The organism is Microbacterium sp. CCNWLW134 (assembly GCF_037083565.1).
Lineage (GTDB): Bacteria > Actinomycetota > Actinomycetes > Actinomycetales > Microbacteriaceae > Microbacterium.
The window spans coordinates 860,219-872,421 of the sequence record NZ_JBAOJU010000001.1 but is presented as its reverse complement, the minus strand read 5'-3'; the positions used below and the strand labels follow the sequence as shown (position 1 = coordinate 872,421).

11 protein-coding genes are annotated in these 12,203 nt (G+C 70.4%); 4 read left to right on the top strand and 7 right to left on the bottom strand.

All coding sequences use genetic code 11. The annotated features are described in order from the left end of the window. Positions 1-3 precede the first annotated feature (3 nt). The gene (locus V6S02_RS04030; protein ID WP_124292904.1) at positions 4-456 is read right to left on the bottom strand and encodes a tetratricopeptide repeat protein; all 453 of its coding nucleotides are present in this window, start codon (positions 454-456) and stop codon (positions 4-6) included. Beyond that, complete coding sequence (gene dapB, locus V6S02_RS04025; protein WP_124292903.1) at positions 453-1,265, bottom strand: 4-hydroxy-tetrahydrodipicolinate reductase; 813 nt, start codon at positions 1,263-1,265, stop codon at positions 453-455. Before dapB ends, V6S02_RS04030 begins: the two co-directional genes overlap by 4 nt. A gap of 37 nt (positions 1,266-1,302) precedes the next feature. Between dapB and V6S02_RS04020 the strand changes: the two genes are divergently transcribed. After that, on the top strand, positions 1,303-1,773 hold the full coding sequence (locus V6S02_RS04020; protein WP_336399941.1) for a GNAT family N-acetyltransferase: 471 nt from the start codon (positions 1,303-1,305) through the stop codon (positions 1,771-1,773). A gap of 45 nt (positions 1,774-1,818) precedes the next feature. Here the strand turns inward: V6S02_RS04020 and V6S02_RS04015 are convergent, their stop codons facing one another. From V6S02_RS04015 to V6S02_RS04005, 3 genes are all read right to left on the bottom strand, one after another. Next, positions 1,819-2,421 (bottom strand): histidine phosphatase family protein, encoded by a 603-nt coding sequence (locus V6S02_RS04015; RefSeq protein WP_124292901.1) that lies wholly within the window; start codon positions 2,419-2,421, stop codon positions 1,819-1,821. A 96-nt stretch (positions 2,422-2,517) separates the two neighbouring features. Next, positions 2,518-3,555 carry an aldo/keto reductase gene (locus tag V6S02_RS04010; RefSeq protein ID WP_124292900.1) on the bottom strand — a complete coding sequence of 346 codons (1,038 nt, stop codon included), beginning with the start codon at positions 3,553-3,555 and terminating at the stop codon, positions 2,518-2,520. 198 nt (positions 3,556-3,753) lie between these two features. Further along, entirely contained in the window at positions 3,754-6,012 is a 2,259-nt protein-coding gene (locus V6S02_RS04005; RefSeq protein ID WP_124292899.1) for a polyribonucleotide nucleotidyltransferase, read from the bottom strand. A 333-nt stretch (positions 6,013-6,345) separates the two neighbouring features. Between V6S02_RS04005 and V6S02_RS04000 the strand changes: the two genes are divergently transcribed. After that, positions 6,346-6,540: a hypothetical protein gene (locus V6S02_RS04000; protein ID WP_336399939.1), complete on the top strand. Its 195-nt coding sequence runs from the start codon at positions 6,346-6,348 to the stop codon at positions 6,538-6,540. A 65-nt stretch (positions 6,541-6,605) separates the two neighbouring features. Here V6S02_RS04000 and V6S02_RS03995 read toward each other — a convergent pair whose 3' ends face one another. Further along, the gene (locus V6S02_RS03995; RefSeq protein ID WP_336399938.1) at positions 6,606-8,048 is read right to left on the bottom strand and encodes a cation:dicarboxylate symporter family transporter; all 1,443 of its coding nucleotides are present in this window, start codon (positions 8,046-8,048) and stop codon (positions 6,606-6,608) included. Positions 8,049-8,225: 177 nt separating this feature from the next. Here V6S02_RS03995 and V6S02_RS03990 point away from each other — a divergent pair, with 177 nt between their 5' ends. Beyond that, the gene (locus V6S02_RS03990; protein ID WP_336399937.1) at positions 8,226-9,485 is read left to right on the top strand and encodes a sensor histidine kinase; all 1,260 of its coding nucleotides are present in this window, start codon (positions 8,226-8,228) and stop codon (positions 9,483-9,485) included. Further along, positions 9,482-10,162 (top strand): response regulator, encoded by a 681-nt coding sequence (locus V6S02_RS03985; RefSeq protein WP_124292895.1) that lies wholly within the window; start codon positions 9,482-9,484, stop codon positions 10,160-10,162. Before V6S02_RS03990 ends, V6S02_RS03985 begins: the two co-directional genes overlap by 4 nt. Here the strand turns inward: V6S02_RS03985 and V6S02_RS03980 are convergent, their stop codons facing one another. Then, entirely contained in the window at positions 10,163-12,160 is a 1,998-nt protein-coding gene (locus V6S02_RS03980) for a glycosyltransferase (RefSeq protein ID WP_336399936.1), read from the bottom strand. Positions 12,161-12,203 lie beyond the last annotated feature (43 nt).

Below are 12,203 nucleotides of genomic sequence, written 5' to 3'. Positions count from 1 at the left end.
CAGTCAGCCCCCCGTGCGACCCTGACGCTCGCGGCGGATCGCCTCACGGACGGCCTGCCGTGCGCGGCGCCGGTCCCCGGCCGCGTCGTACGCCAGCCCGAGCCTGTACCACGCCTGCCAGTCCGACGGGTTCTGCTCCACGGCGTCCCGGTAGGTCGGGAAGACCGCCTCCCCGTCCTCACGGATCGGTCGCCCGCTGGGTCTGACCGTCACGGACTCGACCGGAAGCCCCCCCTCGGCCTCGAGGCGCCGGCCCAACCTCTCGGCACCGATGCCGAAGGCGAGCTCTCGCCACAGCGCCCATGCGGCGATCACCGGCAGCAGGAGGAGTGCCACCCCGAGCGCGATACCGGCGGGATCCCCGCTCGTCAGCAGGAGCCAGGCCCGCTGGGCGACCAGTGCGATGTAGAGCGCCAGGAGCACCGCCATGACGGCGACGCCGATCCGCGTCGTCATGCGCCGGTGACGCGCGCGACCTGACCGGGCACGCCGCGCTCCTCCACGTCGTGCGCGGCATGCGGCCGTGGCACCCGGATGCCGATGTCGACGAAGCTGTCCAGGCCGACGAGAACACCGCGCGCGTCACGTGCGGCCTGAAGAGCCAGGCGGATGCCGGGGGCGTAGGCCGCAGCCGGGTCGACGGTGTCGTGGCTGACCGTCACAGACTCGCCAGGGCCCGAGAGGATGACCTCCTGCCGTGCGATCACACCCGGGCGGCGCAGCGAGTGGATGGGGACACTCGCAACCTGCTGCCCGCGGGCGCGCTGGTCGACGTGCGGGGATTCCACGGGACCCACCTCGGTGCGCGCCGCCGCGATGAGCTCTGCCGTCCGGACGGCTGTGCCGCTGGGCGAGTCCACCTTCGTCTCGCGGTGGGATTCGACGATCTCGATCGATGGGAAGAAGGGCGCCGCCGCGGCGGCGAGGGCTGAGCCCAGAACCGAACCGAGCGAGAAGTTGGGGATGAACACCGCGCCGGTGCCCGCCTGATCGACCAGCGGTCGGATGAGCGCGATGCGCTCCGCCGACCAGCCCGACGTCCCGACGAGCACATTCATGCCGCGCTCGACGGCGGCCCGCACCACGTCGATCGACACGGCAGGCGTCGAGGCGTCGACGACCAGGTCGGCGCCGTCGAGCTCGGCGAGATCGGAGCGTGAGGTCAGTCGGCCGACGATCTCGACGTCGGGTTCATCCTGGACGACCGCTTCGATGATGGAGCCGAGTCTGCCGGTGTGCCCCACGATGGCCACGCGCGTTGTCATGACTCAAGCCTAGGTGCGCCGGTCGTAGGCTCGGAGGATGGTCGATCTCACCGCGACGTCCGTCGACGACCCCGTCGCCCGGTCCCTCCTGACCGACTATTTCCGCACGCGGGCCGACACGTTCCCCGGCAACACCTACACCACCGTGTTCCCGGCGCCGGAGGTGTTCGAGCCGCCGCGCGGTGTGTTCGTGGTCGTCACGGACGACGCCGGCACCGCCGTCGGCTGCGGCGGTGTCCGAGCGATCGACCCCGGGCCCCTCGGCGCGCGCTTCGAGGTCAAGCACCTGTACCTCGCGCCCGCGACCCGCGGGCGGGGGTGGGGAGGGATGCTGCTGGCCGACCTCGAGCACCGTGCGGCCGCCTTCGGCGCGGCCGAGGTCGTTCTCGACACTCATCACACCCTCGAACCGGCGGCGCGGCTGTACGCCGCCGCCGGCTACAGCCCGATCGAGGCCTACAACGACAATCCGAACGCGACGGTCTGGTTGGGAAAGCCGCTCGCGTGAGGATTGCGCTGCGCCCTCACCCTCCGTGCCGGGGGTGCCTGTCTCTCAGACCGGATACACCTCGGGCAGGCCGGTGCGCAGTTCGAAGGGCAGGTGCGCCATGTCGTTGTGCGACAGCACCGTCCACGGCCTCCCCTGCTTCTGGGCCAGCACCGTCAGCCCGCAGTGAGCCTGATTGAGCGTCATCCATCGCCACTCCGGGGTTTGGAGCACCTCGCGCACGAACCAGGCGATGACGGCGTTGTGGGTGATGAGGAGCTCATGCACCTCGCCGCTTTTGCGGGCGAGGAACTCGCTGACGGCGTCGGCCATCTGCGCGCGACCCGCTTCGACCTCCGCCTCGGTCACTCCTCCGAAGAAAGGCTCGTACACCGCCGGAGTGTCCTCGCACAGGCCCGTGGGGACGCAGTCGAACAGCAGCGCCGAAGGCTCGGGAGACAGCGACGGCATCCGCTCCTTCACCGCACGTGCCGTCTGCGCGGCGCGCTCGAGCGGTGAGTGCCACACCGCGTCGAAGGGCACACCCGAGAGTCGGTCGGCCAGGAGAGCGGCCTGGCGGCGCCCGCGCGGCGACAGCGGCCCGTCGACGAGTCCGTGCTCGGCATCCAGATGTTCGCCGTGGCGCACGAGGTAGAGGTAGTGCGTCACGCTCGCTCACTTCGTCGGGGCTGGGCGCCGGACGGCGCTCTCCCAGCCTACGTCAGCGCATCCCGTTGCGGTCGATCGTGGCCGCGCGTCACCGCATCACTCCGCCGCGCGAGCGATCTCGGCGAGTTGGGCGCGACTGAGATGGACGCCGACGCCCTGCACGAGCTCCTCGACGTGCTCGGGCGCGTAGGCGTTGACGACGGGCGCTGTCACCAGCCGCTGCGCCAGCAGCCACGCCACCGCGACCGCAGCATCGGGAAGACCGAGGTCTGCTCCCACCTCGTCGAGCGCTCGGAGAACCCGCGTGCCGCGCCGATTCAGGCTCGCCGCGAGCTGTGCGCCCCGGGCCGAGAGCCCGCCGCGGGAGCGGCTGCGGTATCGACCGGCGAGGAAGCCGTGCTCCAGCGCGTGGGACGCGGTCACCGACATCCCCTGTGCGCTGGCGACCAGGCGGAGATCGGCGTCGAACTCGTGCCGTCTCAGGATGTTGAAGGGGACATCGAGCACCGTGATGCGCGGGTAGCCCGCGGAGGAGAGGATGCGGGCCTCGACCAGTTGCGCCGCCGTGTAGCCCACACCGCCGAGAGCTCGGATCTTGCCGGCCTCGGCGAGCCACTCCGCCGTGGCCAGCGTGTCTTCCAGAGCTGTCACACTGTCGGCCGCCGCGTCGAGCGTGAGCACATCGATCCGATCGGTGCGCAGCCGACTGAGCGAGGCCTCGACGCTGCGGACGAGATCGACCGGTCCGAGACCGGGATTGTCGGGGTGTCCCCCGACCCGCACCATGAGCACGACCTCGTCGCGCAGACCACGGGAATGCACCCACTGGCCGACGATGTGCTCGCTGCGACCGCTGGAGTAGGTGTCGGCGGTGTGCACGGCGTTCCCGCCGAGCTCGGCGTAGGTGTCGAGGATGGCGTGACTGGATTCGAGATCGACGTTCCAGCCGAATTCGGCAGCCCCGAGGATGAGGGGGAAGATCTGCGCGCCGGCGTCGCCGAGCGGAACGCGAACACCGGCGCCCACACCCGGGCCCTGGACGGGGATCGGTGCGGACGGGTGCAGCGCGGACGCCGGCAGCTCTCTCCGGCGCTGTCGTCGCGACGAGACAAGCTCGGTGCCCCGGTTCGACATACGCACCCCCTCACGACGTCCTGTCGCGTGACGCGCCCCCCGACGCGTACTTCGAGGGTAGGGGGTGCCTCCGACCCCGCCCGCCATTGCGGTGCCCTGTCGGTGAACTTCGCATAACGGTTTCATCACGAAAGATCCGGATGACGCGAATGCCCGCCCCTCATGACGAGGGACGGGCATCCGTCAGGGGTGTGTCGCTCAGGCGTCGGCGGTGACCGGTGCGGCCTCGGCCGCCTCGGTCTCCTCGAGCACCGGCTCGAGCGAGAGCTTCCCGCGGTCATCGACCTTGGTGATGCGCACCAGGAGCTTCTGACCGACACCGAGCACGTCTTCGACGTTCTCGACGCGCTTGCCACCGGCGAGCTTGCGGACCTCGCTGACGTGCAGCAGACCATCCTTGCCAGGGAGCAGCGAGATGAACGCGCCGAAGGTCGCGATCTTCACCACGGTGCCCAGGAACTGGTCACCGATCTCGGGGTTGGTCGGGTTCGCGATCGCATTGACCTGCGCGCGGGCGGCCTCGGCGGACGGCCCGTCGACGGCGCCGATGTAGACGGTGCCGTCCTCCTCGATGGAAATGTCGGCGCCGGTCTCGTCCTGGATGGCGTTGATCGTCTTGCCCTTGGGGCCGATCAGCTCACCGATCTTGTCGACGGGGATCTGCACGCTGATGACGCGGGGCGCGGTGGGCGCCATCTCGTCGGGCGCGTCGATCGCCTGATTCAGCACGTCGAGGATCGTCAGACGCGCGTCGCGCGCCTGCTGCAGCGCAGCCGACAGCACCGACGACGGGATGCCGTCGAGCTTGGTGTCGAGCTGGATCGCGGTGACGAACTCGCGGGTGCCGGCGACCTTGAAGTCCATGTCGCCGAGGGCGTCTTCGGCGCCGAGGATGTCGGTGAGCGCGGCGTAGCGGGTCTGGCCGTCGACCACGTCCGAAACGAGGCCCATCGCGATGCCCGCGACCGGTGCGCGCAGCGGCACACCGGCGTTCAGCAGCGACAGGGTCGATGCGCAGACCGAGCCCATCGAGGTCGATCCGTTGGAGCTCAGCGCCTCGGAGACCTGGCGGATGGCGTAGGGGAACTCCTCGCGGGCCGGCAGCACCGGCACGAGCGCGCGCTCGGCGAGGAAGCCGTGCCCGATCTCGCGACGCTTGGGCGATCCGACGCGACCGGTCTCACCGGTCGAGTAGGGCGGGAAGTTGTAGTGGTGCATGTACCGCTTGTGCGTGACGGGCGACAGCGAGTCGATCTGCTGCTCCATCTTCAGCATGTTCAGCGTCGTGACACCCAGGATCTGGGTCTCGCCGCGCTGGAACACCGCGGAGCCGTGCACGCGCGGGATGACCTGCACCTCGGCATCCAGGGGACGGATGTCGGCGAGGCCGCGCCCGTCGATGCGGACACCGTCGGTGAGGATACGGCTGCGGACGATGAGCTTCGTGACCGACTTGTAGGCGGCGGAGAACTCGATCGTCGCAACGGCCGGGAGCTCCCCCGCCTCGACGGCGGCGATGAGCTCGCCGCGCACCCGCTCCTTCAGCGCGTCGTCGGCGCTCTGGCGCTCCTGCTTGTCGGCGACCTGGTAGATGCCCTTGAGCTCGTCGTACGCACGGGCGGCGACGAAGTCATAGGTCTCCTGCGAGTAGGGCAGGAACACCGGGTAGGGCTGGATCTCTTTGGCGGCGGTGCTGGCCAGCGCCGTCTGTGCGGCGACGAGCTCCTTGATGAAGGGCTTCGCCGCTTCCAGACCCTGCGCGACGATCTCCTCGCTGGGCTTGGTGGCGCCGCCCTGGATCAGGTTCCAGGAGTGCTCGGTGGCCTCGGCCTCGACCATCATGATGGCGACGTCGCCGTCATCAAGCACACGCCCGGCGACCACGAGGTCGAAGACGGCCTGCTCGAGGACGCTGGTGTTGGGGAATGCGACCCACTGGTCGGGGTGCTCGCCCTGGCCGGGGACGAGCGCGAGGCGCACACCGGCGATGGGGCCCGAGAAGGGCAGACCCGAGATCTGCGTCGACGCCGACGCGGCGTTGATGGCGAGGGCGTCGTAGAACTCGCCGGGCGCGATGGAGAGCACGGTGACCACGATCTGGACCTCGTTGCGCAGACCCTCGACGAACGAGGGACGCAGGGGCCGGTCGATCAGACGGCAGACGAGGATCGCCTCGGTGGAGGGACGACCTTCGCGGCGGAAGAACGAACCGGGGATCTTGCCGGCGGCGTAGGAGCGCTCCTCGACGTCGACGGTCAGGGGGAAGAAGTCGAACCCTTCCCGGGGGTGCTTACCGGCGCTGGTGGCCGAGAGGAGCATCGTCTCCTCGTCGAGATACGCGGCGACGGCGCCCTGCGCCTGCTGCGCGAGTCGACCGGTCTCGAACCGGACGGTGCGGGTGCCGAAGCGGCCGTTGTCGAGAACGGCTTCAGCGGCGGTGATTTCAGGACCTTCCAAGAGGTCTCTCCTTCTTTGTTTAGGCTCGCGCGCCGAGCGGCGCACGAGTGCATGCGAAGGAGCAGGAACAGGCAGATCTCAGCGCGCGGCGAGGCCGCGATTCTCGCCAGCGCTGGTCACCAGAAGAAGAGCACCCGGCGGGATGATCTTCATCGCCACGACGGGGATTCCACCTCAGGGGACCAGCTTCCTGCCGGCCTGCTCCGGTGTGCTGTGCAGCACGGTGCTCGTATGGAATTGAGCGGATGCCCGGGGGCAACCCTCCCGATCCTATCAGCGTCGGGAGCCGAGCACCCCTGGCGCGGCTCGACCGGACGTGCCTACGATGCCGGCATGGAGACCCACGGCATCGGCGACTTCCGCGAGACCCGCTCCGACGACGAGCGGCCCGTCCCCCTCGACGACGACGCCGACCTCGAGCTTCCGCCGCCCACGATCGATCCTCTCGAGCGGGTCGAAGACGACACCGACGACCTCATCGCCGAGGAACGCGAGGCGGCGATCGAGAGCGGTCACCTGGAGCCCTGACGCTGCGACCACGCCACGATGCCCCACCGGAGCGATCGGTGGGGCATCGCGCGTTTCACGGGGGCTCAGCGACCGACCAGCGCCCGGCGCTCCTGCTCCCGGGCCGCGGCCTGATCGATCACGGCCTCTTCCAGCTCTGCCACTCCGACGGCGTCGGGGGCGTCGGAGAGTCCGTCGTGGTCGTGAGCCGCGAGGGTCGATTCGTCGAAGGGCACCTCGCCGGCGAGGACGCGGCGGGCCCGGGAGGCGTCGAACTCCTTCGTCCACGCACCGATCAGCACCGTGGCGACGGCGTTGCCGGTGAAGTTCGTCACCGCGCGACCCTCCGACATGAATCGGTCGATGCCGACGATGACGCCGACGCCGTTGACGAGGTCGGGGCGGTACGCCTGGAGGCCGGCGGCGAGCGTCGCGAGCCCCGCTCCGGTCACGCCGGCGGCGCCCTTGGAGGCGATGATCATGAAGACCAGGAGGCCGATCTGCTCGGCGATCGACATGGGGGCGCCCATGCCGGTGGCGATGAACAGCGAGGCCATCGTGAGGTAGATCGCGGTGCCGTCGAGGTTGAAGGAGTAGCCGGTCGGGACCGTGATGCCGACCACGGGCTTGGAGACGCCGAGGTGCTCCATCTTGGCGATGAGACGTGGCAGCGCCGATTCCGACGACGAGGTGCCGACGATCAGCAGGTACTCCCGACCGAGGTACTTCATCAGGCTGAAGAGGTTCACCCGCGTCACGACCCACAGAAGCGTCCCGAGGATCACGATGATGAAGATGGCGCAGGTGATGTAGAAGGCGATCATCAGCGTGCCGAGCGCGATGATGGCGCCTACGCCGGTCGCTCCGACGACCGCCGCGATCGCGCCGAAGGCGCCGAGAGGGGCGAGCCACAGGATCATGCCGAGGATGCGGAAGACAAGTGCCTGGAGATTCTTCACCGCGTTCATGATGGGCGCCGCCTTGTCGCCCATCTGCTGGAGCGCGAAACCGACCAGGAGCGCGATGAACAGCACCTGGAGGACGTTCTCGCCGGTGAACGCGGAGAAGAAGGTCGTCGGGATGATGCCGAGGATGAACTCCTCGGTGGTCTTGGCCTCGGCGGTGGACTCGTAGCTGGCGCCGGCCATGTCCAGTCCCGTCCCGGGGTGGATGAGATTTCCGACGACGAGGCCGATCGCCAGAGCGAAGGTCGACATCACCATGAAGTACAGCAGGGCCAGGCCGCCGATCTTGCCGACCGTCGCCGCCTTCGCGATCGAGCCGACACCGACCACGATCGTGCAGAAGATGATCGGGGCGATCATCATCTTGATGAGTGACACGAACGCCGCACCCAGGGGCTTGAGCGCCATGCCGAATTCGGGCCAGACGAGCCCCACGATCGCGCCGAGGACGACGGCGGCGATGACGGAGACGTAGAGCCACGTGTGCTTGTCCCAGGCCTGCTTGCCGCGTCGGGCGGAGAACCGCGGGAGAAGGAACGTCGTCGTGCGTGGTGAGAGAGCCATCATCGCCTCCAGGGAACGGTCGTTGTCCACATCGACACGGATCGTCCGCGTCCTGAGTCAGCGTCCCCCCGTCGGGTCGCATGGTCGATTTGTGGTCGTATTGGTCGCCGCGCGCGCACCGGACAGGGGTGGAATCACGGGCAGGATGGACCTACACGGCGATCGATGAGGAGTGCCATGGCACGGCGGCCAGCCCCGGCGAGCGCGGCGTCACGCGTGTTCGCGGCGGTCGCGGCATCGGTCGTGGCGATCGCGCTCATCCTCGTCGGAGTCCTGGTCGTGGACGCGCAGGGATCGGAGCGCTCGGAGGCCGAGGAGGTCACCCGCACGGTGGCCGCAACCCTCGCCGCGCTCCCCGAGGTCGAGGCCGCCATCGGCGACGCCGCTGCGAGCTCGGCCCTGCAACCGTTGGCCGAGCGGGTCACCCGTGAGTCCGGTCTCGACTTCGTCGTGATCATGACGCCCGACGGCACTCGGGTCACCCACCCCGATCCGGCCGAGATCGGCCGCGCCTACCTCGGCACCATCCCGTCGGAGCCTGCGACGCTGACCGAGGAGTTCGTCGGCACGCTCGGACCGTCGGTGCGCACGATCGCCCCGATCCTCTCCGACGGACGCCTGGTGGGCTGGGTCGCGGTCGGCCTGACCCTCGGGAGCATCTCCGCAGAGATCCTCTCCCGCCTGCCGTTCGTGGCCGGCATCGGCCTGCTGCTGCTGGCTGCCGGGCTCGTCGGCGCTGTCATCGCCCGCCGTCAGCTGCGGCGGGTCGCGGGCGACCTTCCGGCGGGAACGATCCGCGACGCTGTGGCGTCGTACGAATCAGTACGCACCCTCGGCGAGGCGCTGCGCGCCCAGACGCACGAGCACGGCAACCGCATGCACACCGCGGTGTCACTGCTCGAGCTCGGCCGCACCGAGGAGGCGGTGGAGATCCTCACCGAGACCTCGCGGCAGAGCCAGTCGCTCGTCGACCAGGTCACCGCGCGCCGCGACGGCGACCCCACCGTCGGCGCGCTGCTGCTGGGCAAAGCTGCCCAGGCGCGTGAGCGCAACGTCGCATGGGATGCCCGGATCGCGCCGGACGCCCCGCGCAGCACGCTGACCCCGATCGACGCGGTGTCGGTGGTCGGCAATCTCATCGACAACGCCGTCGACGCCGCCGCCACCGGGCCCTCGCCCCGCTGGGTGCGGGTGGAGTTCGACCCCGCGCCAGGCGGGTCGCTCCGCATCCGGGTCGCCGACAGCGGTGCCGGCATCGATCCGGCCGACCGCGAGCGCATCTTCGCTCACGGCTTCTCCACCAAACCCGCCGGCGCCGAGGGCCGAGGCGTGGGCCTCGCCCTGGTGCGCGCCATCGTGGACGGCGCGGGCGGCAGCATCCGGATCACCGACGACCCGACGATTTTCGACGTCGTCCTCCCGGCGAGGCCTCGATGATCGGTGTACTGCTGGTGGACGACGACCCGCTGACCATCGACGTGCATCGGCGTCACCTGGAGCGCATCGACGGGTTCGAGGTCGTCGGCGAGTGCCATGACGCGAGGTCGGCGGTGTCCGCGATCCTCGACGCGGCTCCCGGCGTCATCGACCTCGTGCTCCTGGATGTCACGATGCCCGACGGCACGGGGGTCGACGTGCTGCGGCACGTGCGCGCCCGCGGCGTCGCGGTCGATGTGATCGCCGTCACCGGCGTCCGCGACGCCGACATCGTGCGGCAGATGGTCGCTCTCGGGGTGGCCCAGTACCTGGTGAAGCCGTTCACCTTCGCCATGCTCTCCGAGCGCCTCCGGCAGTACCTCGACTTCCGGCGCAGGGCATCGGATGCTGCGGGATCGGCCACTCAGGAGGAGATCGACGCGCTCCTGGGGGCCCTCCGCCCCCCGGCGATGACAGCCCTGCCCAAGGGCCTGTCGGCGGAGAGCCTCGAACGGGTCGCGCGGGCCGTGCGCCACGACGGCCCGCTCTCGGCGGTGGAAGCCGCGGAGCAGACGGGTTTGTCGCGGGTGTCGGCTCGTCGGTACCTGGAGCACCTCGCGGAGGTCGGACGGGTCGAGCGGCTCCCCCGCTATCACGGGCGCGGGCGGCCCGAGTCGGAGTACCGCTGGCGCAGCTGATCACAACCGTCCGATCAGGCGCGCGTCGGCGGTCCCCCCACCTCCCACCTGCACATAGTCGGTGTGCTTGGCGCTGAGTCCGTCGCCGGCGGTCTTCCCGCGCAGTCTCCGCCAGATCCACGGCAGCGCATCGCGGCGGAGCCAACTGCCGACGGCGGGCAGGTCGTCGTCGGCGTGGAACGCCTCGTCGAGCCGCCCCAGGGCCTCGGCGTCCGGGACCCCCAGCGCCTCGGCGGCCCGGTAGGCGAGGAAGCGATGTCCGCGGGAACGCAGGTGCACCCTGTCATCGGCCCAGAAACCGACGTCGCCGATCGCGGGATAGGCGTCGAGGTCGAGGAGCATCGCCCCGGTCTCCGACGCCACACGTCGCAGCTGGTCGGCGTAGCGGGCGAAACGGCGGGAGAACAACCGCGCACCCGGGCGCCGCGGGAGGAAGGGGGTCACCAGGAGGACGTCGATGCCCTCCTCACGCAGGCGGCGCACCGCAGCGGCGACATCCTCGGCGAGAGCCGCCGGATCGGCGCGGGAGCCCACCAGGTCGTTCGCGCCGATGAGGATCGACACCAGGTCGGGCTTCATCGCCAGCGCGCGCGGCACCTGCTCCGCGGTGACGTCGCGGACCCGGCGGCTGCGGACGGCCAGGTTGGCATACTGCAGCGGCGTGGACTCCTCCGCTCCCCGGGAGCGGGCCAGGAGCTCCGCGAGGCGGTCAGCCCATCCTCGGAACTCTCCCGAGGGCATGCGCGAGGAGTCGCAGAGACCCTCGGTCAACGAATCTCCCAGGGCGACGAAACGACACCAGCGGGGCGCCGCGATCACCGGCGCCGGAGCGGCGGCGAGACGACCGAACCCCCGGACGAACTGCGCATCATCGATCGGGCGGAGCCTGCGGGCCTCCTCGTAGTGCTCCAGAAGCAGGTCGCACACGGCAGCCCAGCTGCGCGCGCGGACCGCGTCGGCCGCGGCTGCGGCGAAGGCCGACCGCTTGGCCTGATCGCCGAGGAGGTCGGACACACGCGCGCGGAGGTCGTCGAGGTCACCAGGCCGGTACAGCCAGCCGTCCACGCTCGAGCGCACGAGGTCGACCGGCCCCCCGGTGCCGGTGGCGACGACGGGCACGCCGCTGGCGAGGGCCTCCTGGATCGTCTGGCCGAAGGTCTCGCTCTCGCCGGGATGGACGAACACGTCGAAACTCGCCAGCGCCCTGGCAAGGGCGGCGCCCCGGAGGTGCCCCGTGAAGACGGCATCGGGCAGCATCCCCTCCAGGGCGGGCCGAGAGGGACCGTCGCCGACGATCACGAGGGTGGTGTCCGGCAGGTCGCGAAGTGCGCGGAGATCGACCACCTGCTTCTCGGGCGCGAGCCGGCCGACGTAGCCGACGATGCGTCGACCCGGCGCGGTCTGGGCACGCCAGTGGTCGTTCCGCTGCGCCGGGTGGAACAGATCGGTGTCGACGCCCCTCCCCCACCGACGCACGCGATCCACCCCGAGGTCGCCGAGCTGGGCCATCGACGCCGTCGAGGGTGCGAGGGTCAACGTCGCGCGACGGTGCAGCCGGGCCACGTGCGAACGCACCAGGGCCGTGGCCCGCGGCATCCCGTACTTCTCGGCGTAGGCGACCACATCGGTCTGATAGACCGCCACGGTCGGAACCCGCAGGGCGTCGGCGGCGACCACACCCTGCCACCCGAGCACGAAAGGCGAGGCGAGGTGCACCACATCGGGGCGGAACGCCCGAAGGATGCCGGCGAGGCGGGCGGCTCGCGCGAAGACGACCCGCACCTCGGGGTAGGACGGCAGCGGCACCGAGCGCAGCAGCCGTGCGTCGGCCCCCTGCAGACCCGCGACCACCCCGTCATCGGGCGAGCCTGCGGCCCGCGGGGCGATGACGAGGATCTCGTGCCCTGCGCCCGACAGGTGGCGGAGGATCTGCAGGACGGAACCCGTGACCCCGTTCATGTGGGGAAGGAAGGACTCGGCGATGACCGCGACTCTCACGCCTCCACCATCGCGTGGACCGGAGTCCGAAGGGATGCCGCGC